The following is a 22,775-nucleotide window of genomic DNA, read 5'->3' on the forward strand; positions in this document are numbered from 1 at the left end:
ATCGTCGGACTGCTCACCGACAACATCGCGCGAAACGCCACTGCCATCCTCGCCGAATCCGACGTCTCTGTCGCTGACACCCTGGCTGTCGCCCGCGACCACCGCACCGACGACCGGATCGTCGAAGTCGTCCGCCGCAGCGCCAAACTCGGCGCACAACTCAAACGACTCCAAGCCGCGGGATTCAAGTTGTGGAGGACGGGATGCGCCGCACGTGACACGGCATCGTCGAATCACATTGTCACGCAGGACATCGACGCAGGCGGCCCGCCGCTCGCTCGCACATTAGCCGAGTCGACGAACTTTGCCCCGGCAGGCATCTCCAACTGCGACCGTGACGACGGCACCCAGTGGCCACAGATCGCCGAGCGGCCCTGCGGGGTAAAGTGTTACAGCTCTGTGCGCGCTTGCGACCACTGGCGCTCGAATTGGTCTTGGGATATTTCTTCTGCGTCGAATTCGGGTTGCTCTGCTATTTCTTCGATTGGCGCGATCGGTATTTCCGCGACTCCGGCGGTAGCGGTTTCGTGGGTTTCGTCGGCCCACTCGAGATGCCCATCGCGGTAAACCTGAACTCTGCGTGTTTCCCAGTTGTCGTCGCCGACTTCGTGGAAGTATTCGACGGGCTCGTCCTCGAAATCATGGTGCCAGGCGACTTTCACGTATCGCATGTTCAGTTCCTTCCTGACCGAATGATTCGTCCTGCAAGATCTAGGGGTCCAGTGTTCGGTATCACGAATACTCCAGGTCGCCCCTGTACAACTGTGAGGCCGGTGACGTCGATCTCGATGAAGTGGGTGAACTTCTGGCCTGCCCAGGGTACGCGTAGAAAAGCGGCTGATAACTGGCCAAGCGTTCGGGTTCCGGGCTCGATGTCGGTCAAGTACTGGCCGTCGCCGTAGCGAGCGTCTTTGGGGTTCTGCTCGCGTAGGGAAGGGTGCAGTTCTTGGCTTTCCAGGATTCCGTCATGCCCTTCTTGGTTTGTGTAGTGGTAAAGGGTTTCAGGTGTTGGTTGGCCCGGTGCTTGGTTCTGTGGATTGCCGCCGGGGCCGGTTGAGCATTCGTTGGGTATGAGGCCGAGGGGGTCTGACCAGGTTGTGGGGTTGTGGGGGTAGGTGTTCGGGTTGGGTGCAGCGGCGAGGCCGAGTGGGTCTGGTGTCAGGTACCGGCCGGTGGTGGGGTCGTAGCTGCGGTGGAGGTTGTAGTGCAGCCCAGTTTCGGGGTCACGGATCTGGCCGGGGTAGCGCAGCGGTGTGCTGGTTTGCCCTTGCCATGTTGTGTTGCCCCATAGGTCGGTTGTTGCTGTGGCCACTGTGGTGGCTGTGCTGGGTTCGACGAGTTCGCTTGGGGTGCCGACGAGATCGGTGATGATCGCGTAGAACTCGCGGTCGACGGTGTCCTGGTCGGTGGTCTGAGTGATCGGTGAGTATGAGCCGGGGTGGTACTGCCAGCGCGTGGTGGAGTCGTCGGTTGATTGCTCGATGAGCCGGGTGCCGTCCCAGGTGTAGTCGATGCGTTCGAGGACGGCCCTGTCGGTGTCGAGGCGTTGTTTGCTGATTCGCCGCCCGAGGCCGTCATAGGTGTAATGCCACCACTGATGATCGGGTGTCCAGACGTCGGTGAGTTGGTCGAAGCCGTTGTAGCGGTAGTGCCAGATGTCGGGCTTGCGGGAGGGGCGCGTTGTTGTTTTGCGGATGAGGCGCCCGGATTCGTCGTACCGGTAACGCGTGCGGCCGTCGCGGATCAGCTGATTGTTTCGATATTCCCGGTCACCCGCGTTGCGATCCGCGGCCGGTGGCGCAGCCTGTCCAGGGGTGCCCGGCCCTGTGGAGATCGGGGCGTGAATATCATGCGCTACACGGGATTCCGGTATCGCGAGTGCATTGATGATGTTGCTCAGCGAGTCATAGGCGTATTTCTCCGCGAGGATTCCGTTGCGTGCGATGGCGGTGACGCGACCGGCCCGGTCGAGTGTGTAGTCCCGGCGCGACGGTTCAGTGTCCGGGCGGGTCAGGACGTGGCAGGTGAGATATCCATCGGGGCGGTAACGATATTCGTCGGAACGGATCTGTCGAGGTGCCGGTCGGGACGACGGGCCGAGGTCGAGGTCGAGCGAGGTGCCCGGGTAGGCGGTGACCTGTTGGCCAGCGACGTAGCCGATGTCGGTGAGTTGACGGTTCACCGTGATTTCGCCGAGTCGCCAACCGGTGAGACGACCGAGCGGGTCATGAGCGAAGTCGATGTGGTGCCCATCGGCGCCCATCGCGCGCACGCGGCCACCGGAGTCATAGTGCCAGGCGGTGGTGGCGCCTTTTGGTGACTGACGGTGGGTTCGACGGTTGTGCTCGTCGTATTCGTAGCGCATCACCCGTTGATCGTCGAGGCGTTGCGTCGCCAGGTTTCCGGTTGCGGTGAAGGTGAATTCGAGGGCGCTGATGGTCTGGTCGGCCGTGCCGGTGAGGGCGGTCAGTACTCGCCCCATCGGATCGTGGGTGTAGCGGACCCAATCGCCAGTGTCGGTGGCGATGGCCGTCAGATGACCTAGAACGTCGTAGGTGTGGTGGCGTGTGTCGCCGGTCGCTGGAGTAACGCTCGCGACTCGCCCACACCGGTCGTGTGCGTATCGGATTGTGGCGCCGCCGTAGTCGGTTTCGGCGATCAGACGTCCAGCCTGGTCGTATTCATAGGTCCAGGATTGACCGAGGGGATTGGTGATGGCGGTAAGGCGGCGTTGGCTATCCCAGCTGTAGTGGGTCGTGGAGCCATCTGGGTCAACGCGGGAGCTGACCAGGTCGAACGCGCCGTAGGTCAATCGTGTGAGGTTGCCTGCCCGGTCGGTATGCGTGAGAAGGTTGCCTTCGCCGTCGTAGGTCCAAACCTCCTCGTGCCCGTCGGAGTCGATGCGCCGCAATAGCTTTCCATCGGGAGCCCACTCGTAGTGGGTCCGGCCGCCCATGGGGTCGGTGATTCGAACGGGGCGGCCGAAGTGGTCACGGTCGATGCGGGTAACCGCCCCGGATGGATCAGTGATCTGAACAGGCAGCCCGGCGGCATCGACTTCGACGCCGGTCCGCGCGCCACCCGCGCCGATTGTCTCGGCGACCGCGCCGTTCGGGTGGTAGCTGTAGGACGTCCGTGTCCCCGCGGCATCGACGCTGCCGACAAGATTGCCGTTCTTATCCCATTCCTGTTGCCGCACGGTGGCGTCCGCGTCGACGACTCGGGTAGGACGGTTGCGCCACATGTACTCGATCTCAATGCTGCGTCCGTCTGGGCGGGTTACTTCGGCGATATCGCCGTCGCGCGTGTACCGGTATTGGGTCACCGCACCGTCGGGTGCGATAACTCTCAGCGGTTTGCGGTCGGCGTTGTAGTCGATATGGGTTCGGCCGCCACCGGGCTCGACGAGATCGCGAAGGCGCAAGTCACGATCGAAGCCGTGGGTGGTGCTCGCGCCTAGCGAGTCGGTGACGCTGGTGAGACGCCCTGTGCCGTCAGGGAATTCGAGATAGTCGAAGTCGGTGTCGAGAACGCCTGCGGTGCCTCGTTGCTGGATGACACGACCGGCTTCGTCGTAGGTGTTGACCATCTGGTTGCCGTTGGAATCGGTCCAGGACGTCAACCGATGCTCGTCATCGTAGGTGTAGGTCGTGGTTGCACCGACGGCATTCACGACCGCCGACAGCGCTCCATGCGCGTATGCGAATTCCCGTAGTCGGGTACGGATTTCGGCACCATTGGGGTCGACACCGATCAGTGATAGTCGGGTCACTCGACCGGCCGTGGTGTTGATGCGGACACGGTATCCGCCGGAGTGTGACACTTCGGTCGGGACGCCGTTGGTGTCGTAGTGGAAGCGGATCCGGTTGCGGTGGCGGTCGGTGATCGCGGAGATGGCGTAGTTGCCCAGGCGGGATTCGATGCTGTCGAGGCCGGGTTCGGGAGCGAAATGCCACAGTATTTCCCGTTGTTGGTCCCAGATCCGGTAGCCGCCGACCTCGGTGCGGGTCAGTGTCCACTGCTGTCCGCCGGTGACCGGTTCGGTGGCGATACCGACTTCGGCGTGGGGGTAGGCCAGCATGATGCCGTCCTCGCCGAGGAAGGTGACGCCGTCGTGTTCGACGACCAGGCGCATGTCCAGGGTCGCCGACCAGGAGGGACCGAACCAGCGCCCGTATCGGTAGTTCGAGCGGTGCGTGCGCCGCAGTGCGAGTGCGAGGACGCCGGGTAGGTCGACATCGGTTTCGGGGAGCAGGAATTCACCGGTCGCGATATCGACCGGGTCCTCGGAGCAGGTCTTGTCGCCGGGGGTGCGGTCGTTGTCCGCGCCGTTCTCCCGTGCGGTATCGCCTGCACCGTGATCGGCGTCGGCGCGTTCCTGCGGCGTGGGATGCTGTGATGGCGAATCCTGGTGCGGTGATTGATGTTCCGGGGATGCACCGTCGTGGCCGCCGGGGTTCGTGCCATCCTCCGTATGTGGAGATTCGGGGTCGTGCGTTTGGTGCGGGCTCTCGCCGCCGTGCTCGGTAGGGGTGTCTGGCGTATCCGGATGCTGGGTGGGTTGACCCGGCTCGGGACCCGAATGCGCGGGAGTCTCGGTGCTGGCGTGTGGCGCTGCGGGTGGATCCGAATCCGGTCGCCCCGATGGCGTCTCGGGATTGTGCTGTGAGGGTGCCTGTGGCGCGTCACCAGGATGCTCCCCGCTGGGAGGAGGTTGCGACCCAGGCTGTTCGGGATGAGTGGATCCAGGCGCGTCGGGCTGTGTGTGGCCCGGCGTTGCGTCATCCGGTCGAGCAGCGGCGGGTTCGTTTGTGTGCGTGGGGGTTTCAGGGGAAGTGGTCGTTCCCGGTTGTGGTGCAGACTCCGTGGTCGCGTTCGGGTGCGCGCCGGGCTCGGTCGCACTCGGCTGGGTTCCGGTCGGCGTTGTTGGCTCGTGCCCGGTCGGGGTCGCAGACGGCGATTCGGTCGTCGGGTGCGTGCTCGCGGGTGTGCCAGTTTCGTGCGGGGCCGAGGTGGGGGTGTGGGTGGTGCTGGGGGTGTGTGGGGCGGACGGCGAGGGGTGTGGGGCGTGTTCTGCCGCGCTGGCCACGGTGTGGGTGGCTTTGGTGACTTTGGAGACGTCGCCGACCTTGTCCAACGCCGACAGTGCGGGTTTGGCCGCGCCCGCACCGCCGGTCCCGACGGTGGTGATCAGGTCTCCGGTGAGCGAGCCCAAAAATTCCGAGGGGTTCTTGCGGGCACCGGACAGGATCGCCGAGGTCGTCGCCCCGGGATCGGCGGCGGCCACCACGAGCCCGGTGCCCAGATCCGACATGCTGGAGAAGTATTGGGCCGGATGAGTGAGGTTGTAGGCGTCGAGCGGGCTGACCTGGCGCACGAACTGCACGATCCCGGAGAAACTGGTCAAAAACCCGGAGGTGAAGTTCAGCTTCGCCTCATCGAATGCCCCCGATAGGTCCGAGACGTTGTCGGACCAGCGTTCGGTGAACGGCGGCTCGGTCGGCGCGGACTCCGTCGCCGCCGCCAGCGCTGCCGCGGCCGAGGCTGCGGCGTTGTCGCGTTGGGCGCGGGCGCCGCGCAGGATCTCGCGGGCCTCGTTGCGTATCGACGTCCACGTGTCGAGGAGTGGGGTTTTGCGTTTCTGCTCATCGGACAGCGCGTTCCACTGGGTCTTCTTGCTGGTTTCCTCGGTATCGGCGGCATCCCATCGCGCGATCGCGTCGGCGGCTTTGGTTTGAGCGGCGGCGACCTCGTAATACCAACTGTTGAGTACACCCGACGCCTTGTGCATCGCGTCCGAACCCTCCCAGCACAGCTTGGGCTGTTTGGCGAACTCGGTGTGGAACTCCTCCGCGGCGGTCCCGGTCCAGTCCGCGGTGTTCACGGTGCGCAGGGCATCGCCAGTCTGCCCGATCGAATCCCCCATCTTCTGCAACGCTTCGGCGGCATCGTGGATCGCCGAGGGGTCCCCCCGGATCAGTTCTTTCGGATCCTTGGTTTGCCCGAGTTCACGCTCGTGGATTTCACCGCCGGCCAGGTCGGCGATCTTGTCACCGAGATCGTCCAGCCCTTCGGCGACCCCGTCCGCACCAACCTTGCGGGCCAGCGTGGCGGCGGCGTCCAACCCGGAATCGGCGAGCTCGCCCGCTTTCTGAGTGACCGATTCGACACCGTGCTCGATCGCGTCACCGACCGAGTTGACGAAATCCCCGATCCCCAAAGCTATTGCCCCCCTTGCCCGTTACGAATCTCCGCCGCCCTCTCCGCCGCCCCGGTATTCCAGTGAACCCCGGGCACGGCGCCAGCGAGCGCGTCCGGGCCCACCGCCTGGATGACCTCGATGTTGGTGCCGATCTGGGTGAACGCGTTCTGGAACGACTCAGCGCTGTAGTCGCGGTTGCGGATCTGGTTGTACTGGTTATCGGCCAAAGTCTCTCCCCACGACCGTTTGTCGATCTCCTCGTTCGACAGATGCGGGTTGCCGATCAGATGGCTGGTGATCTCCTTGAACGTGTCAGAGAACTTCTCATCCATGATGTGATAGCGCCCCGCCGCCAACCCCAACGTTTGCGCGATCGCGTTACCCGCCTGCACCAACGCCCGCACACCCCACGACCACCGCTCGGTGAACGTCTCAAACGCGTTCTGCACCGAGGACTTACCCGCCTGCATCGGCGACAACGTCAGCAAAGAGAACCCGCGCCCCATCGCCCCGGTCTCACCAACACCCAGATCGGACAGTTCACTAATGACACCGGTGATCCCATCCGCGGCCTGCTGCAACACCGCCGGATCGACATTCAGCTGCTCACCCACCGCTACCCCCGCTCCCCCGCAGGCTCCTCGGTCACCTCGGGCGGAAACGCCATCGGCGCCGAACCAGTGATATCGACCGTCACACCCGTGGGCTCCGACCGTGTGTCGGCGTACTCGGCCAACCGCCACCCGAACAGTCTCTGATACCGGTACTCCTGATCAGGGTCGACACCACGAGCAGCCATATAGTGGGCGTACTCCTCGACGCTGGTGAACGCGCAAATCCAATCGACACCCCCGAGTCGGGAGGTGTACAGGCGATCCTCGTCAATCAACGGCACCAGCAGCGACGCCTGCCGGAACGCTTCTCGCAACACCTCCGGCTGCCCGAAACCCGCATAGAAGGCAGCGATTTCCGACCGCAAGGCATCAGATGTGTCGGCGTCAGACATTGTGTGCCCCCCGCGATTCATCCGCCACCCACCAGGTCAGTGATCGCAGCATACCGACGATCACCGACCGAAACGCTTGCAAGGAAAGGTAAGTCTGGCCACTGCAACCAGCCAGCCCGCGTCCCGAACTGGTCGAGCATTGTTTAGACACACGTCGGCCTCTTCCCGCGCAGCGGGGAGCGCAACTCCCCTCCCAGGCCGCTGCGCCGTCGAGGCTCGAATCATCGGTAAACTTCTCAGCGAACGTCACTGTCCCTCGTTGGTTGTCGGGGCGGGCGCGAGCGGTACAGGGATCATCAGTTGCCGATGACCACGTCGACAACGGAATGAGCGAGCTCGCGCACACCACTGGTGAGTACGTCGGCCTGGTAGGCAGGCCAATCGGCAAGCTTCGGGATGTCGCGTTCAGCGCCGGGGGCGATCATCCGGGATCGGATCTGTTCTGCCGGACATTCGAGCCACACCGTGAAAAGCGATGGCGCGCAATTGATACCGGAGCGCGCCAACATCTGCACCGAGAGCGGCAGACTGGCGTGGGCTGCTTGGCGGATGACTTCGAGGAACGGTGCGTCGAGCACGACGGGGTGTTCGGCTGCGACGGTCAAGGCGATGCGAAGCAGGGCGTCGTAGATGTGCGGGGCGATCAATCGTCGGTAGGTTTCGCTGTCACGGTCGTGCGGATCACCGGTCAGTTCCCGCATCAAGGCTTGCTCAAGCCCCGGGGCCAGGGTGTCCTTGTCCAGCACGGTCGCACCCACGAGAGAGGCCAAATAGGCGGCGGCCGTGGACTTTCCAGAAGCTGGGAAACCGCATAACGCCACAGCGTCGTGACCGTCGAGCCGCGCCGCGCACTGCTGTATGGCAGACCGGATATCTTGCGGCACAACAAGTGGCGGCGTCGTGGCTGTCAGGAGTGATGTGCGCGGGCGGGACTCGGATTCGGCTGGCACAGAGACCAGTTCATCACAGCCGACCGACATCACGCGCACCGATCGGGTTCCCGATTCCCTCCTCGCCCGTCGTTCACGCCCCTCTTCGCGGCGACCACGTTCGCAGTGAGGTGTTCGCCCACACCGAAGGTGCGCCAGCTGGTGTCGTGGCTGTGCTGTTCGAGGCCGGTCGCGAAGTGCGATCGCTTCCACACGTTTAGCGAAAATGGAAGGGCTTATTCACTGGAAGCAGCAGTATGTCGACATGGGTCAGGGTGGTGGATTCACGCACAGGGGTCTCCTATGGACGCGCACCGGCGGGTAAATCGGCGCCGGAATCGTCGTCGCGGGAGGTGGTCACGGGGTCGATCCAATAGGCGGTATCGCGGCCGTAGTTCGGAGTTGTGAACGCGGTCTCCCACTTTGCGTCGGGATCAATGAGATCTCGCCACGGCGCGACTTCGACGTAGAGCACGCGCATCGAATTCAGCGCGGCGTAATGCAGTGCGGGCCCGTCGGTGCTGACAGCATCCTCAGGGACGGCAACCTCGAAGTTGTGTTCCAGGCCCGCCCGTACGGTGGCCTCGACGCACACATTGGTCTGCAGCCCGGCGACGATGAGCCGTTCGGCGCCGAGGCTACGCAAGATCGGGGCCAGCTCGGTATACGCGAAGAAGCTGTGCCGGGTCTTCTCCAATACCAGATCGCCGGGTTCGGGAGCGATCGCACCCATCAGCTCAGATCGCCACGCCTTGTCCGGCGGCGTAAGCTTCGGCACTCGCGCTGCGCGGTATCGGCGATGTCGTGCGGCTCGGGGATTGAAGGCCAATTGCCCTGCTGGGCTGGGTATTTGGCGCGAGTAAATCACGGGTATCGATGCCGCTCTGGCTGCGGTCAAAAGTGATCGGCATTCGGTGACGACCTCATCGAGGCGCCAGATCGGCGGCCACCCGAGAGCGTCCCGCACATCCTGAACCAGGTAGCTGTTCTGCAGATCGATCATCAACAGCACAGTCGTCGGCATCGACACACGCTCCTCCCCTAGTACGACGGACATCAATTGTGCCGGTGAGAATAGGCGCATGGCAGGCAAATCAGCTCGACGTCGGATGCCATCCCGGTGCGGCCGATCCGGATGTATGCCATCGCCGAGCTCACGACGTTCTCCCTGATCGCTGCATCTTCGCCGATTTCGATGCAAGCAGAGTGGCTCCGCAGCGGATCCTCACTCGGTCTCTGATGACTACTCCAATCCCTGTCATCGATGATCACGGCCGGATCCTCATGCGATCGCAGTCGGAACCGATGCGCACCGCGCCGCCGAAGGTGGTGCGCAGAAGGTTGCCAGTGGTCATCGTGTCGGTGGATTCGGGTGGTAGCGATCCTTCGTCCGGCTACCGTTGAGAGCAGGTTGATTCGGTGGTGGGCGAGTCGACTCGACTGAGGTGGTTCGGTCAGCAGTAACGGACACATCCGATCTAGGTTGCCTGCGGTCGGCCTAGGTAATCGGTTGGACCATAACCAATGAGGTCACGCCCAGTTCTGGATGGTGGCTGCGCGAAACAACGCGAAACCCCTGGCGGTCATACAAATGGATCGCTTGGGTGTTGGAATCGCGTACATGCAGGCCGAGCCAGTCGACGCCGGCTTCCTCAGCGGCCCACTTGTATAGCTCCGCGCACAAGCCATCAGCGACGCCTTGGCCCCGGTGGAACGGATCAACATAGGTACCCCAGACCATTGCCCAGCGATCACCAGCACCAACAGGCGGATCCGGGAGATCGAACTCATCGCTGTCACGCTCGGAATCCAGGAAAGCGCCCGCCATGCCCACCCACGAAGAGTTGCCCAAGTCCTCGGCGACCACCAGGACCTGGTGCCCACGACGGCTGTAGCGGGCTATGCGGGCTTCCCAAGCAGCAGCATCCAATGCCGCTGCCTCGCACAGAGTTTCGAGGAACACGGCACCGTCAGTGCGCAGCGCCCGCATCCGCAACGCACGCAACCGCGGCCCATCACCCGCACGCGCCCGCCTCAGCGTCCACATCGGGCGGCCCCGCCTGAACTCACCATGTGAACCCGACCGTTCACCCGCCGAAACACATCCTGCCGCGACAGGATAAACAAGCCCATCCACACCATTCCCGCGACAGCAAAGCTGCCCCACACGTCGAACCGGTTCGACATCTCCAATCAGCTGCGAGCCATCTAACCTGGACCGGCTGCCGGTGACAGCGCGAATCTTCTGCTCCTACAAGCCAGAACCTCACCGCGTTCGTGTGCGCGATGTCCGGCTACTGGGCCCGCAACAGTCGACTACCTGCACCGCCGCGGTCACCGAATCTGCGCGTCCACCAAGCCGAAAAGACCCGCGTCTCTCGAGCATGGCTGACCAAGCGAATCGCGATGCCCGGACGATAGATACGGAACTGTTGTCGCCAAACCGTGAAAAATTCGTCGACGACAACCAACATCGGTGACCACGGTGCGGGATCGGCGATTACTACAAGTGCCAGAAATCGCATCCGGCACGAACCTACGACAGCAGGCCCGCACGTCGAGGCTCGCGGTGAAGACTCTCTCCACCAGTGGAATTCCGGGCCGCTGTCGCTGGCCGGATCGCAGTCCGACTGACGCGCCGTCGGACGAATGCGGCCCCTGCCAGCGGTTCTTCCCTGCGACTCACGCAGACCCGGCGGCAACCTCGCCTGTCCGGTGCCTCAGGATCAAATACGCTACTGGTGTGTACATTCCGTGTGCAGTATTTCGCCGCACTCCGCTCGAGCGAGCGGACCAGGATCTTGCCTGGCACCGGGATGACCAATGGTTCTTCGCGGCCGGTGCCTGCCACATCCTGGCCTACGCCTTCCTCGAAACCCACTCACACCGATTCACCGCGAAAGGCCTGTGGCCGGCCGATGCCGCCGACCCCGGTCACGTCTATGTCAGCGACGGGACCCGGGCGTTCGACCACTGCGGCTGGACCCTCGAACGCGAACTGCTCGCGGTCTCCCGTGCGGTTGAACCCGCGGCGAACTATCAGTCTCGCGCCATCCGAATGGGGCTCGATGAGCTCTGCGCCAGACACTGGCACCGCACCCGCGCAGAATTCCTCCACGACCCCTGGCCGCGCGCCCACGCCTACATCGCACGCCTGGACAGCAGCCCGCCAGGAAATTTCGACGGCGGTGTTGTCGTGGGTCAGAGCCGCCCGTGGAACGTCATCGGGTCGGAAGTTGTTGGTCGGCAACCATGATCGATGGTCCCGTGTATCCGGGCGTTCGATCCTCGAGCAGATCGACGAGTGTGGCAATGAGGTGAGCGAACTCGCGCGGTGCGGTCGCCCCTCGCTAACGACGGACGCTCGGCCACCGTCCGTCCCTTGAGTTGAGGTTACGCAGCGATCAGCGAGGATCTGCGGGGCTACAGGATGATGTGCGGCATCCAGATCCGTTCACGGTCCCCGCTCGGGGGCTGAGCCAGGATGCGGAAGTCTTCGGGTGGGCCGTCGATGGTGGCTGTGACGACCTGGGTGTCGGTCAGCCACTGCGCCATCTCGACGGCGTTGTCGTTGCCGGCATGCGCGCATGCTCCCTCGCAGGGGTAGCACTCGTGGATCCAGAGGAGGTAGTGCACGAACAGCTCGTCGGGCAGCGACATCCATTCATCGACGAGGGCGAGGAGTTGTTCAGGGGAGGCGAGGATCAACCTCAGCGCGGCCGGGTCAGTGGCGACGTTGTCGCCCACATGGCAGGCGATGGCAGCTTTGGCGTCGGCGACGGCGACGGCGACGGATCGGGCCGTCGCCGTCGACGGGGAACGTCGGCTGGATCTCGTTGTCGCGATCGCTCACCTGTGCACCCTATCGGGGTACCGCGGTCGCAACGATCAGCCGCGGTGGTGGATCGCAAACCTGGCGATAGCGTCTAGGTCGGGGCTGTAGCCGTTGCTGGTGTCGACGGTCAAGGTGGGCACGTCCATGGTCACCGGGACGAAGGTGTGCTCGCCGTGGTCGATCGCGGCGATCAGCCCGCTGTCGTCGTGTGCCCGCCGGTGGGGGTCGGCGTCGGCGCGGTGCACGATGCGGTCGCGCAGCACCGCGCCCGGCGCGGTGCAGCGAATGATGCGGATGTCGGCGATCTCGGTGAGCGGCAGCAGATTCGGGCGCCACAGTTTGTCCTGGAACGCCGCCTCCGCAACGTAGGCGACCCCGGCACGAGAGAGCAGCTCCAACGTGCCGAAAAAGGCGTTCAACGCCGGAATGTTCAGCGCGTCGTGTTCGTCGCCGGCTCGGCCGCCGCCAACGGCCACGACCATGCCTTGTTTGATCTCGTCGCGGATCACGACGGGGACGCCCAGCTGTCGGCTCAGAGCGCGGGCCAGGGAGGTCTTGCCGGAGCCGGGCGGCCCGGAAACGATGATCGCGAAGGCACGGGGCATGCCGCATTCTGCATCTCGTTCACCCCCAATCCGGTCGGGTCGGCCGGTCTTTGCGCAGCTGGAAGGCGATGAATCCGAGTTGCCGTGTGAGCGTGGCGTGTTCGTCAGGATGTCGGTACGCCATCTCGGGGGTAGGCCGGTGCTCGCGGATCGTTTCGATGGTGAAGCCTGCGTCGGTGAACTCGGCGCACCAGGCGCTGAGGGGCTGGCGCCAGTAGCGGATGATTCCGCAGGACCAGTGCTCTTCGGTGTGACCGCAGCAATTGATCGAGTTGGCGGGGGTCGAGCCGGTATTTCGACGCGCGCTTCGCCAGAGTGGCTTGTGGCGTGGTCAGGATGCATCCCGCGATGCAGTGCTCGTGGCTATCCACGTTGTCTTTTACCGCGTGGTCCTGCCGTTCCGCCTAGCTGCGGTCATGCTCGGCTCTGGACCCTTGTGGTGTTCGTGTGTCGACATAGTCGCCCTGCGTGTCGCGGCGATCGACAGAGTCGCGATGTTTGCGTCCCCGGCGCAGGTGTTCGGCGGCGGTGTCGAGCCTGGCGGCGTCGAGGTATGCCTCGGTGGAGATCTCCAGCAGCCGCCGCCACCGATCGACGCGGGCCTGCCAATCGATCGGGGCGAGGGCGGTTCGGTCCTCGTCGCCGGGCGGTGGGGTCAGGGGTGAGGTTTCGGGGGTGTGGCTGGCGGCGAGGGCGTCTTCCATGGTGGCGAGTTGTTGCCGGCAGTACTCGGGGTTGTCCACCTCGGCCCGCAGGTCTGCGGCGGCCGCCCGCAGCGCACGCAACCGTTGTCGCCGGTCGTCGTCGACAGATGCAACCGCACTGGCACTGGCGGTGTCGGTGTCCGGGCACACCTCGACATCGAGGTCAAGGACCGGCGGAACCAAGTCGTGGTGGCTGGCGCCGCCGGGGTCGCGAAGGTGGTCGATGCGCAGGCGTGCGTCGGCGACGGCTGTCTGGCCCAACGCGACCACGGTGTCGGCGACCTCGTCCTCGGTGACCGGCCGATGGATCAGACGGCCGGTCAGGATCGCCACGGTAGTGTCGCGGGCATCGTGGACTGTGGTGGTGACCGTGATGGGCGGGATCGGGTCGGGTTGGCCGTCGATGCGGGCATCGAGCACCGCGTCTCGGTGGTATTCGACCATCTCGCCGCACACCTCGGCGAACACCGCCACGGCCACGCCGGTGTGGCTGTCGTGGGCGCGTGCGGTGTAGGAGTCCTCGGCGTCGAACCAACCCCGGCCGCGCAAGATCGGCCGTTGATGTCCGGCCGCGTCGGTCACGATGGTGGTCCATCGGTAGTCCACCGGTTCCGCATCATCCGCTTGCGTCCCGGTAGCAGTCGCGCTCGTCTGCAGCATCAGTGCCCCCACGATTCGTCGGCAGCTTTTCCGCCCGTGACAGTCCATGGTGGCAGCCCGCGCGTTCGGCTGTTGCGTTTCGCGAGTCCATGCGTGAACGCTCCAGGGTCACTTCATCCTGCACACCAACAACGGCAGTGAATAACCGGCAGAGACCGAACCCTCGCGGCTGCCACACTCTTCGCCGACCGCCCAGCGTCAGCGTGTCGTGCATTCCGGCACTCCCGCGGGGATGCCGCCGCAGCCGTCGATGCTGCTCGTGCTCATCACGGTGCCGCGCACGCGCTTCAGGCCGATTCTGCCCGTGAATGACTGCGCCCGTAGGTCGGTGGACACCCTCGTTTCCGGTGTCGTCCTGCAGCTGTCGGCTCGCGCTGGCAAACCACCGAGGCGGCAGTGAGTGCGGCGGGGCAGTCTTTTCGTCGTCGACACGCAGGCTCAGCCGTCGTACGATCGACGAAGGCCGCACGTCATCAAGAACACAACTCGCGAACCTCAAACCTCCGGCGACGCAACTGAATTGACACCATCACCCGAGCCACACGCTCCCACAACCAAATTTTGAGCCGGACCTCAATATGTATATCCACTTCGAATAGCGCGGTCTCGTAACGGCTTCCTGGCCTCTGCCGGGATGCCTTCGCCTATTCCGAGGAGGATGTTCGTGAGTGACTACAACCTCACGGTCGCGCTGGATACGGTGGGCCACCAATATGTTTGCGCGCCAACCGATCCTGCTGATCCAGCGATGGACGAGCTTCGCGCAGGTAGCTATCGCGGTGACCAGACACTGGTGTGCGCTCTGTGCTACGCGGGTGTCGACGCAGCACCGGGCATCAGGGTTCCGCTGGTCGTGAAAGGTCGTATCGGCGGTGTTCGGCGTCCCCATTTTGCGCACCCACCAGGCCGAGGACCCGTTGGGGGACAACATGAGCCGGAATCGGTATGGCATCTGGCCAGCAAGGAGACTCTCGCTGCCTGGGCACGGACACAGCCGGGTGTGGTTGAGGTCGGCAACGAGGTGTGGCTGCCGGAGGGTGCTCGGCGCTGCGATGTTCGTGTCGTGTTCGCCGACGGCGGTGAGGTGGTGCTCGAGGCACAGAGCTCTCGGCTGACCGATGCCGACTGGGGCGACCGCCACCGCGACTACCAGGTCAGTGGTGTTGTCGATGTATGGCTCTGGCATCCCGACAGCCCGACCCCGTGGGTGATCCTCCACGACACCGAGCGCGGGCAGCATGTTTGGATGCTCGATCCGTGGAAGGCCGCTGTCACGCTGATGGTCGGCGCACCGCATCAGCACCGGTCGACCGCGATGGTCGATGACATCAATCATCGTGTACAGCACCTGCCACCGTGTATCGGAGACAGCCTCGTCCCCTACGAATTCTTGCTGTCCGACCTGGTGTTGACACCACACGGCATTACGGTCCCCGTTGAGCTGCGCAAGCAACTGAGTGCACAACTGGACTCGGAAAGGCGACGGCTCCAGGACGCCGAGAACGCACGCACCCCACTACATTCGCGGCCCGCCGTATCGGAACCACCGTCGGTCACACACATCTCGTCCGGTGACGAGGTTGACGGGATCGAGGCTGCGTGGCCGGTGATCCGGGCGAAGGCGCGTGAGTTCGGTGGCGGTGTTGTGGATGCGCTGCTGTCGGGGGTGTCGGTGGTTCGGCTGGAAGCCGATACTGTCGTATTGGCCCATCAGCACGCAGTGTTGGCGCTGCGCCTGACGATACCGAAATACGCCGAAACCCTACGCGCGGCCATCCAAGCGGTGCTCGGGCGCGATATCCACGTCCAATGGCAGGGATCGGCGGTATCACCGCTGGGCCCGCCGACCGGAAACGGTACGCCGAGACGTTCCGCGCCGCGAGGCGCACAGCGTTTCGATATCCAAGCTTCCGACGTGGAGGATTTCGATAATGTCTTCGATCTTCTCCAGTTGATGGGCGCCCGGTACGGCGGCAGCAATCGCGAGTTCGTTGTCGAAGGCCCAACATTCACCTTCGAGCAGGTCTGGGCGTTACTCGAACTGGTCCGACACCCCGAACAGCCAACAGTGCGATCGCCATGGCAACCAGAACAACGGCCATGATGCAGGCTACGACCGACCAACGCCCAAATGTCCTTAATCGACATCATGGCGCGTTCCTCCGGCCGCCAATTCGCTGGTCCTGACAGCGCCGTAAGCCAGCGAGGGGGTGCCCACTCCAACCCGGGCTAGCAGCGCAGTCCTGCTCGACGGGTACCGCAGGACCCCGCTACGCTTCGGGCCGTGAGCCATCGAAGTCGACTGTGCCACATCGTCATCGACGTGACCGATCTCGATCAAGCGGTCGCGTTCTGGGGACGCGCCCTCGACGCGAACGAGGAACCGCTAAACCCCGCCAGCCGCCGCGTCTACCGGCGTCTCAGTCTGCCCGATTCCGACATTCGGATCTTGCTGCAAGCGACTCCCGACGACAAGGTGTCCAAGGAACGGGTACACATCGACATCGAAACCGACGATGTGGAGGCCGAGGTTCGTCGCCTCGAGGCGCTCGGCGCAGCCAGGTGGGATCACCAGCAGGAGCGCGGCTACGACTTCTGGGTTCTGCGAGATCCCTGGGACAATGAATTCTGCGTGCTGCAAACCGAATTCCCTGATCTGCTGGCGCAGCGCCCGTCCTGGGACTAACACGTCGACCAGGTTCGGTCCGCGCCGTATGCGGCACCGCGAATTCATCAGTGTCCGCATGCACTTGCGCAAGCTGCCCTCCGGATCCGTTCCGGAGGCGGCTTTCTCGCTGGCGGACCTACGGTTGGTCGGGTTCCAGGACTTGCGTTCGCCGGAGGTATTCGATCCAGGCGTGCGGGTCCTCCTCGGTGGCGCGGATTCTGCGCGGCGCGTGGGTCTGCAGTGGTGGCTCGTATCGGGGTGGGTGAGTCGGCTCAGAGGTCCCTGTTGGGTTGGACGGCCCAGCTTGTGCTGCGGTTCCGTCTGTTTCGGGCTCGTGGATAAGCCGCTCGTCGAATGCGTGGTGCCGGCAGTCAGGCCGAATGGGGGGCGTATAGATCGTGTAGTCACACTCGACACAGGTGTGCGTGCAATGCCCGCCGACGGCCCGGCACGATTGCCAGCCGACTAGCACGCGCCACGGCCCGAGCCGGTGACCGCGCGGGCACGCTACGGGGCTCGGTGCCGCGCACCCGCCACGGACTTCATAGAGCCGGTCCGGGTCCACCGGGACGCGGTCGAGTTCGTACTGCGGCGACCACCCATCGAAGTTGTTCGAACCCATGTTCGAACAATACCGTCTGGTCTAGTCGGTGTCGTCGTCCGGCGGGAGCTTGAACTCGACGCCGTTCGCCGCGGCTTCCAGGGCGTCGAGGATGCGGGAGAGAACCACCGCGCCCGGCTCGCCCGGCCGGTATCGGATTGACTCGATATCGAGGATTCGCAGCACGGAATCGACATCTTCCCGCGGCGGAGGTGGGCTCATTCGAGTCGCAACCGCGCGGTAGATGTCGGTCTCGCCCGCGTCGAGTGCGGTGATCACCGCGAGAAGTAGGGCACGCTGCTGCGGACTCATCAGCTGATCGTCGGGGTACTCGCGATACTCGGCCACGGCGCAGACGGTACCAACCGGTCGGACGTCCGAGCTAGGCTGCGGCAAATGGAGATCAACCTAGGCGACCTGGTCAAACTCGGCAAGAACGGTGTGTCGCGGTTCCGGGTTGTCGACGTTGCGGTCGACGGCGACCCGGGCCGTGTGCTCGTCAAACCGGTTGGCGACCGAGGTTACGAGTTTCCCACCCGCGCATCCGATCTCGTGGTTGTCGATGAATCCGAGGCGAGCGGGTAGTGGTGGAAGACGCTGGCACGTCAGCCCGCTAACATGCCGGACCACTGGCCGCGCCCGGCCGTCGGTCTGCTGAGTGCGCTCTCAATTCGGCGTGCGCGTGCGTTCGGCTGACCGTGCGCCCCGTCAGGGTGACCGAGCGGGCAGGTCGGTACGAATGCTGGTATCACATCGACTGTTTGATCGATAGGAACCCAGCAGCTACCTGATTCCAGCCGGACCCGAACGTCGGTCTGATCTACGACGACAAGACACAGTGGCCGACCGTATTCACACCGCCCCCGACCTGCTGGCCGGACTCTACGCCAGATGCGTCCGAAATTCGTTGACAACCCGGCGAAAGCTACTCGCGCGCCGACTTGCCGCGTTGCCACCAGTCGATAGCCTTGCCCTCGTCGGCCATGCGCTGGATGAGATATGCGGTGGTTTCCGCATACGCCCCGGACTGGCCGCAGAACCCCCAAAGTTGCTGTGCGGCCCGGTGATATTGGTGAACCAACGCGTCGACCTCGAACGCGTCCAATTCGCCCATCCGGAACCGGTCTAACGCCTGCCCGACGTGCTCGATCAGCTCGCCCAACCGTTCCTCATGGTAAGCGGCGACCTGCTCCCGGGCAGCCCGCCGTTCGGCTTTCGTCCCCACTCCAGTCACGCTACCGGGGCCTGTAGATAGGTGCGTGGATGCGTGCATCGGGTGAGATGGCGATCCTTATCTACTCCGGGCGTCGGGGACCGCGATACCGACCGGTGTTTTGCGTAAATACGCCCTGAATGGCCGAAATGGTCATCTGTTTGCTGCGCGCCACAATGGTGCACGCGCCAACGCCGAACACGAACGTGAGGTTAGGCAGATCTTCTGCCGATGACACGCCGAGCCGCCCGAACGTCGCGAACGCGTTGTCCGCGGTCCTATCAGCAAACACGGCGTGTCGTTCGGAGTGTGGCCGACTAGGTTCGGCTGATGGGCAACAAACGTGAGCAGGACTCCCGCCGCAGCTGACCGATCTCGCAGGCAATCTCCCCACTCACCTCTGCCTTTGGCATTCGCTGGGCGGCGCGGCTGGGGCAAGGTCATCAGGTCCATTCGTCGTGGCAGCCGTACCGCTCCGACCAGCGGGCCAGGTCTGTGACCGTGACGGTGATGTCGCGTCGGGCGACGTCAGTAAGGGCGGTGCGCGCGTCCTCGAGGTGGGTGTAGGCGCTGGATTGGGCGAGGAATTCGGGGTGGGCGGTGACGGGGACGAGTCCGCATGTGCGCCAGTAGCAGGAAAGCCTCGCAGTCGCCAGCTGATCCGGGGGTCCGACAGGATTGTTGTGTTCGGGGACGGGTGTGAGCACGACCAAGCCGTCGTGGGAAGACAGCATACGGTCACTGATCTCGCTGATCATCCACGCGCCGAACTGATGTCCGCGCACCGGGGGCGCCAGTTCAGCCGATAGCACCACCACGACATCGTTGATCGGTGTCGCGTCGAATTGGTCCTGCACCGCGGTATCGAGCCAATCACCATCGAACAGGGGCGAAAACTCCACCGCAGTCTGCGAATACGAGTCCAGTAGGTTGTCGGCGACCAGCTCACGGCCCAACCGGATGGTCAGGAAATCGGCGCAGCCGACACACACCCACTCATCTTCGTAGCCGTCGAGATCCTCGACGCTCATCCACGCCTGCGCGCACCAATCCATACACGCGTCGTATTCGCTGATATTCATGCTGCGGTAGCGCACCGTCGGCCCACCGAGGGTCACGGTGTCATTTCCGCTGCGGTGAACGTGCTCGGCCACTTCGGCCAATGTCATCGACACGGCGGTCAGTATGCCGCACCCTCCATGCGGTGATCACGTCGGTGATCCAACGTGATGGAGAAGAACCGCGCATCCGGAGCGGCGACCGGGGAGTCGCTGGCGAGCGGTGTCCCAACTTCTGATGAGCAGTCCGCAGTCATCGTCCGAAGGCTTGGGGCGTAGCCCCCAATAGCGCGCCGCCGCGAAATCGCCTACCGGTTGTCGATGCAAGGCGCTGTTCTTGTCGTGGGTGTAGTTGGAGTTCTCGTCGATGTTGAGATTCTCGCCGAACGCTACGGTACGGCGCTGCCTGCTGGCACCGACGCGCGAGCTGGTCACCGAGCTGTTGAGATTCTCGCCGAACGCTGCGGTTCGGCGCTGCATCACAGGCGCCCGGAACTTCGCTCCGCGTGACAGTTGAGATCTCGCCGAACGCTGCGGTTCGGCGCTACCGCGCGGCGGCGAGCATGTACTGCATCAGCATCCGCATGTTGAGATTCTCGCCGAACGCTGCCGTTCGGCGCTACGCAGCCGCATGACCGGTTCGATGTTGACCAGGCGGTTGAGATTCTCGCCGAACGCTGCGGTTCGGCGCTACCGGTCACGTTGCCGCGGAAATCAAGTCGGGTGAGATCCCGTTGAGATTCTCGCCGAACGCTGCGGTTCGGCGCTGCCCCTGGCTATGTGCGGTTGCGGGCGGTGCGCGTGTTGAGATTCTCGCCGAACGCTGCAGTTCGGCGCTGCAACCACGGCCTTGCGAGCCGTGGTGCGAGCCTGGCAGTTGAGATTCTCGCCGAATGCTGCGGTTCGGCGCTGCTCGGACTCAACCCCGATGACCCGACGCTGCTCAAAGTTGAGATTCTCGCCGAACGCTGCGGTTCGGCGCTGCCTGCATCTGCCGATCTGCCATGTCGACGACGTCGTTGAGATTCTCGCCGAACGCTGCGGTTCGGCGCTGCGCGGCGCGCTGCCGCAAGGTGTCCTCCTTGTAGAGGTTGAGATTCTCGCCGAACGCTGCGGTTCGGCGTTGCCAGCCGCGACATCCTGTTTCCGCTGTCGAAGGAGAAGTTGAAATTCTCGCCGAACGCTGCGGTTCGGCGCTGCCCTGGATGAACTGGGGTTGCTCTTGTCGGGGGTCGGGTGTGTCGGTCGGGTCTTGTTGGCCGACGTGTGTTGTTGCTGGTGGCTGGTTCGGAACGTTCCTGCACTTATGGATGCGTTTGGGGTTCCGAATCTGGTTGTTACAAGACGAGGGGTTCGGTGTGCGGTGGTTTGGGTGCGGCGCCGAGGTGGTGGGCCGTGGCGAAGGTGCCGCGGTCGAGTTGGTAGATGCGAATGCTGTCGTGCGCGGGGTCTATGGCTTTGGCGAGTGCCGCTTCGAGATGTAGTCGAGTTGTTGGGGTGCAGGTGATTTCGAAGACCGATTTCTGGACTCGGTGCCCGTAGCCTTCGCAGATTTTGGCGACTTGGCGTAGTCGGCGGGCTCCCTGCGGGGTGGCAGTTTCCACGTCGTAGGTGATGAGCAGTTCGACTACGCGACCGCCCAGGGAATGTAGGTGTCGGTGTCACCGCGCAGGTGCCGTGCCAGCAGCCGGGCCTGGACGAGTGGCAGCAGTGCGGCGGGGATCTTGCGGTCGAGGTAGGTGTGCGTCCACGAACGTTCGCGCCCGATGGACCATTGTTCGAGGAAGAACTTGCGGCCTTCGTCGGTGAGCTGGACCTGTCCGCCAGGCAGTGTCTCGGTATGGGTGGGTTTGATTTGTTCGCGGTTGGCCAGGGTGAGGACAAGCCGGCCGACCAGCAGTGGCCGGAACTCTTCCATCGGGTCCAGGGCTAGGGCGGGCCGGTCGAACATTTCCCGCAGGCAGAGCACTTGCGCGGCTACCTGCAGGTCGGCGGGTCCACCAGGTTTGTAGGTGCCGGATTTGTGTTCGACCGGGATCAGCCCGCGCACGGTCCGGACAACAGTGTCGCAGATCCCGTGGACCGCGAGGTCGTCACTGTGTACAGGTAGTGACCGCCATATCCGGGCGCCGACGCGGCCGGTGAGCGTGCCGCCTCGGTCGACAGCCTCGTGGGCTAGGTCGCCGCGCACGGTGTCGACGTTGGACTCGAAATACGCTTCCTGCCAGATCAGCACGGCTTGGCGTGGGCAGTAGGCGTAGTGTTCGAGCGCCGAGATCGGCACGCTCCACCGGTCCCCTGCCGCAGACGGGTCCGGCATGACGGGTTAATCGAAGACCTGGGTGTAGGTGACTCCGGCAGGGAGTGAGTCGGTGTCGGCGGTAATGGTGTAGTCGGCGAAGCGGCGGGGGCTCCAGTCATCGGAGTGTGGTGTGGTCGGGGCGGTGGTGTGGATGCGTTCGAGGAGTTTGTGGGCGGGCGCGTTGCCGAAGGTGTTGTCGTGGCTGAACACGTGCAGTCCGCGAGCGGTCATGCGGCCGCGGGTGGCGGAGGCGTCGTGGTCGAACATCATCTCCATCACCTGGTAGAGCAGTTCGAAATCCTTGACGTCGACGCCGGTTTGGGTGCCGCGGGCGGCGGAGTAGCTGATCTCGGCTCGGTACAGTGCGTACGGGATCGTCCATTTCGACCCCATTTCGGTGGATTCGCCGTCGTCGATGTCTTGCTGGCGGGTTTGGGTGACGCGGGTGATGGCGTGTTCGGTGGCCACGACGGGGTCGACTGAGCGGGCCATCCCGAACTGCAGCGGCCCGCGGATGCTGCCGAGGGCGTTGGTGTCGCCGGTGGACAGCACGGCCCCGAACAACCGGATGTCGGCGTAGCGCTCACACAGCCATGCCCGCGCTGCGGCGGCCTGCTCAGTGGTCAGTTTCGTTTTGTCTCTACCGTTCTTCTGTCTACCCGTCTTCTCCGCGGGCTGGACACCGGTGGCAGTCAGTGATTCCACGAGCCGGGTGTTGAGGGCGTGCCCGGCTTCGACGAAGATCCCGTAGCGCGGGTTTCCTGCGGCGGCGAGTGCGAGGGTGTCGCGGATCTTGCGTTTGAGACACACATCGGTCACCAGGCCGTGGCCCGACTGAAGGTCGACGCGGGGCTGGTTACCTGCGTCGGGGTCACCGTTGGGGTTGCCGTCGGTGACATCGAACAACAACACCATGTCGTGGCGCACCGCAGGATTCAGGTGCGCGGCAGCAACTGTGGTCACAGGAGTTTCGGTCCTTTCGGTCAAAAAAA

Annotated in this window: 22 protein-coding genes; 4 read left to right on the forward strand and 18 right to left on the reverse strand. The window is 64.1% G+C overall.

Annotated elements, in window-relative coordinates; genetic code table 11:
- Window positions 1–389: 389 nt before the first annotated feature.
- The 8 genes from ACHQ4I_RS29865 to ACHQ4I_RS29900 form a co-directional block, all read right to left on the reverse strand.
- Window positions 390–671: a DUF6881 domain-containing protein gene (locus tag ACHQ4I_RS29865; RefSeq protein WP_420775214.1), complete on the reverse strand. Its 282-nt coding sequence runs from the start codon at window positions 669–671 to the stop codon at window positions 390–392.
- A 2-nt stretch (window positions 672–673) separates the two neighbouring features.
- Window positions 674–6,220: a putative T7SS-secreted protein gene (locus ACHQ4I_RS29870; RefSeq protein ID WP_420775215.1), complete on the reverse strand. Its 5,547-nt coding sequence runs from the start codon at window positions 6,218–6,220 to the stop codon at window positions 674–676.
- Between the two features lie 2 nt (window positions 6,221–6,222).
- Complete coding sequence (locus ACHQ4I_RS29875; RefSeq protein ID WP_420775216.1) at window positions 6,223–6,816, reverse strand: type VII secretion target; 594 nt, start codon at window positions 6,814–6,816, stop codon at window positions 6,223–6,225.
- A gap of 2 nt (window positions 6,817–6,818) precedes the next feature.
- Window positions 6,819–7,208 (reverse strand): hypothetical protein, encoded by a 390-nt coding sequence (locus tag ACHQ4I_RS29880; RefSeq protein ID WP_420775217.1) that lies wholly within the window; start codon window positions 7,206–7,208, stop codon window positions 6,819–6,821.
- Between the two features lie 296 nt (window positions 7,209–7,504).
- On the reverse strand, window positions 7,505–8,188 hold the full coding sequence (locus tag ACHQ4I_RS29885) for a P-loop nucleotide/nucleoside kinase family protein (protein ID WP_420775536.1): 684 nt from the start codon (window positions 8,186–8,188) through the stop codon (window positions 7,505–7,507).
- Between the two features lie 250 nt (window positions 8,189–8,438).
- Window positions 8,439–9,161 (reverse strand): cysteine hydrolase family protein, encoded by a 723-nt coding sequence (locus ACHQ4I_RS29890; protein WP_420775218.1) that lies wholly within the window; start codon window positions 9,159–9,161, stop codon window positions 8,439–8,441.
- Between the two features lie 32 nt (window positions 9,162–9,193).
- On the reverse strand, window positions 9,194–9,409 hold the full coding sequence (locus ACHQ4I_RS29895; RefSeq protein WP_420775219.1) for a hypothetical protein: 216 nt from the start codon (window positions 9,407–9,409) through the stop codon (window positions 9,194–9,196).
- A gap of 226 nt (window positions 9,410–9,635) precedes the next feature.
- A complete protein-coding gene (locus ACHQ4I_RS29900; protein ID WP_420775220.1) occupies window positions 9,636–10,142 on the reverse strand; it encodes a GNAT family N-acetyltransferase in 507 nt (168 codons plus the stop codon).
- Window positions 10,143–10,880: 738 nt separating this feature from the next.
- Here ACHQ4I_RS29900 and ACHQ4I_RS29905 point away from each other — a divergent pair.
- On the forward strand, window positions 10,881–11,393 hold the full coding sequence (locus ACHQ4I_RS29905; protein ID WP_420775221.1) for a hypothetical protein: 513 nt from the start codon (window positions 10,881–10,883) through the stop codon (window positions 11,391–11,393).
- Window positions 11,394–11,560: 167 nt separating this feature from the next.
- Here the strand turns inward: ACHQ4I_RS29905 and ACHQ4I_RS29910 are convergent, their stop codons facing one another.
- The 3 genes from ACHQ4I_RS29910 to ACHQ4I_RS29920 form a co-directional block, all read right to left on the reverse strand.
- Entirely contained in the window at window positions 11,561–11,884 is a 324-nt protein-coding gene (locus tag ACHQ4I_RS29910; RefSeq protein ID WP_420775222.1) for a hypothetical protein, read from the reverse strand.
- Between the two features lie 141 nt (window positions 11,885–12,025).
- Complete coding sequence (locus ACHQ4I_RS29915) at window positions 12,026–12,577, reverse strand: AAA family ATPase (RefSeq protein WP_420775223.1); 552 nt, start codon at window positions 12,575–12,577, stop codon at window positions 12,026–12,028.
- A gap of 404 nt (window positions 12,578–12,981) precedes the next feature.
- Window positions 12,982–13,941, reverse strand: a complete 960-nt coding sequence (locus ACHQ4I_RS29920; RefSeq protein ID WP_420775224.1) for a hypothetical protein — start codon at window positions 13,939–13,941, stop codon at window positions 12,982–12,984.
- Between the two features lie 664 nt (window positions 13,942–14,605).
- Between ACHQ4I_RS29920 and ACHQ4I_RS29925 the strand changes: the two genes are divergently transcribed.
- Both ACHQ4I_RS29925 and ACHQ4I_RS29930 read left to right on the forward strand, forming a co-directional pair.
- Window positions 14,606–16,045, forward strand: coding sequence for a competence protein CoiA family protein (locus ACHQ4I_RS29925; RefSeq protein WP_420775225.1), 1,440 nt, complete (start codon window positions 14,606–14,608; stop codon window positions 16,043–16,045).
- 180 nt (window positions 16,046–16,225) lie between these two features.
- Complete coding sequence (locus tag ACHQ4I_RS29930) at window positions 16,226–16,627, forward strand: VOC family protein (RefSeq protein WP_420775226.1); 402 nt, start codon at window positions 16,226–16,228, stop codon at window positions 16,625–16,627.
- A 625-nt stretch (window positions 16,628–17,252) separates the two neighbouring features.
- Here the strand turns inward: ACHQ4I_RS29930 and ACHQ4I_RS29935 are convergent.
- On the reverse strand, window positions 17,253–17,558 hold the full coding sequence (locus ACHQ4I_RS29935; RefSeq protein ID WP_420775227.1) for a hypothetical protein: 306 nt from the start codon (window positions 17,556–17,558) through the stop codon (window positions 17,253–17,255).
- 48 nt (window positions 17,559–17,606) lie between these two features.
- Between ACHQ4I_RS29935 and ACHQ4I_RS29940 the strand changes: the two genes are divergently transcribed.
- On the forward strand, window positions 17,607–17,795 hold the full coding sequence (locus ACHQ4I_RS29940) for a hypothetical protein (protein ID WP_420775228.1): 189 nt from the start codon (window positions 17,607–17,609) through the stop codon (window positions 17,793–17,795).
- 340 nt (window positions 17,796–18,135) lie between these two features.
- Here the strand turns inward: ACHQ4I_RS29940 and ACHQ4I_RS29945 are convergent, their stop codons facing one another.
- From ACHQ4I_RS29945 to cas7c, 6 genes are all read right to left on the reverse strand, one after another.
- Window positions 18,136–18,435 (reverse strand): hypothetical protein, encoded by a 300-nt coding sequence (locus ACHQ4I_RS29945; protein WP_420775229.1) that lies wholly within the window; start codon window positions 18,433–18,435, stop codon window positions 18,136–18,138.
- Window positions 18,436–18,866: 431 nt separating this feature from the next.
- Window positions 18,867–19,598, reverse strand: a complete 732-nt coding sequence (locus ACHQ4I_RS29950; protein WP_420775230.1) for a hypothetical protein — start codon at window positions 19,596–19,598, stop codon at window positions 18,867–18,869.
- Window positions 19,599–20,424: 826 nt separating this feature from the next.
- A complete protein-coding gene (locus ACHQ4I_RS29955; RefSeq protein WP_420775231.1) occupies window positions 20,425–20,553 on the reverse strand; it encodes a hypothetical protein in 129 nt (42 codons plus the stop codon).
- A gap of 265 nt (window positions 20,554–20,818) precedes the next feature.
- Window positions 20,819–21,124, reverse strand: a complete 306-nt coding sequence (cas2, locus tag ACHQ4I_RS29960) for a CRISPR-associated endonuclease Cas2 (protein ID WP_420775537.1) — start codon at window positions 21,122–21,124, stop codon at window positions 20,819–20,821.
- On the reverse strand, window positions 21,109–21,801 hold the full coding sequence (locus tag ACHQ4I_RS29965; RefSeq protein ID WP_420775232.1) for a CRISPR-associated endonuclease Cas1: 693 nt from the start codon (window positions 21,799–21,801) through the stop codon (window positions 21,109–21,111). The genes cas2 and ACHQ4I_RS29965 overlap by 16 nt, the downstream gene beginning before the upstream one ends.
- A gap of 6 nt (window positions 21,802–21,807) precedes the next feature.
- Window positions 21,808–22,746, reverse strand: coding sequence for a type I-C CRISPR-associated protein Cas7/Csd2 (gene cas7c, locus ACHQ4I_RS29970; protein WP_420775233.1), 939 nt, complete (start codon window positions 22,744–22,746; stop codon window positions 21,808–21,810).
- Window positions 22,747–22,775 lie beyond the last annotated feature (29 nt).

The organism is Nocardia nepalensis, from assembly GCF_048910785.1.
Taxonomy (GTDB): Bacteria; Actinomycetota; Actinomycetes; order Mycobacteriales; family Mycobacteriaceae; genus Nocardia; species Nocardia nepalensis.

What these genes read in the sequence shown, in the direction of transcription:
- ACHQ4I_RS29865 (WP_420775214.1), bottom strand. Translation starts at nt 671, where the DNA reads ATGCGATACGTGAAAGTCGCCTGGCACCATGATTTCGAGGACGAGCCC.
- ACHQ4I_RS29880 (WP_420775217.1), bottom strand. Translation starts at nt 7,208, where the DNA reads ATGTCTGACGCCGACACATCTGATGCCTTGCGGTCGGAAATCGCTGCC.
- ACHQ4I_RS29885 (WP_420775536.1), bottom strand. Translation starts at nt 8,188, where the DNA reads ATGTCGGTCGGCTGTGATGAACTGGTCTCTGTGCCAGCCGAATCCGAG.
- ACHQ4I_RS29890 (WP_420775218.1), bottom strand. Translation starts at nt 9,161, where the DNA reads ATGCCGACGACTGTGCTGTTGATGATCGATCTGCAGAACAGCTACCTG.
- ACHQ4I_RS29915 (WP_420775223.1), bottom strand. Translation starts at nt 12,577, where the DNA reads ATGCCCCGTGCCTTCGCGATCATCGTTTCCGGGCCGCCCGGCTCCGGC.
- ACHQ4I_RS29920 (WP_420775224.1), bottom strand. Translation starts at nt 13,941, where the DNA reads ATGCTGCAGACGAGCGCGACTGCTACCGGGACGCAAGCGGATGATGCG.
- ACHQ4I_RS29940 (WP_420775228.1), top strand. Translation starts at nt 17,607, where the DNA reads ATGGAGATCAACCTAGGCGACCTGGTCAAACTCGGCAAGAACGGTGTG.
- ACHQ4I_RS29965 (WP_420775232.1), bottom strand. Translation starts at nt 21,801, where the DNA reads ATGCCGGACCCGTCTGCGGCAGGGGACCGGTGGAGCGTGCCGATCTCG.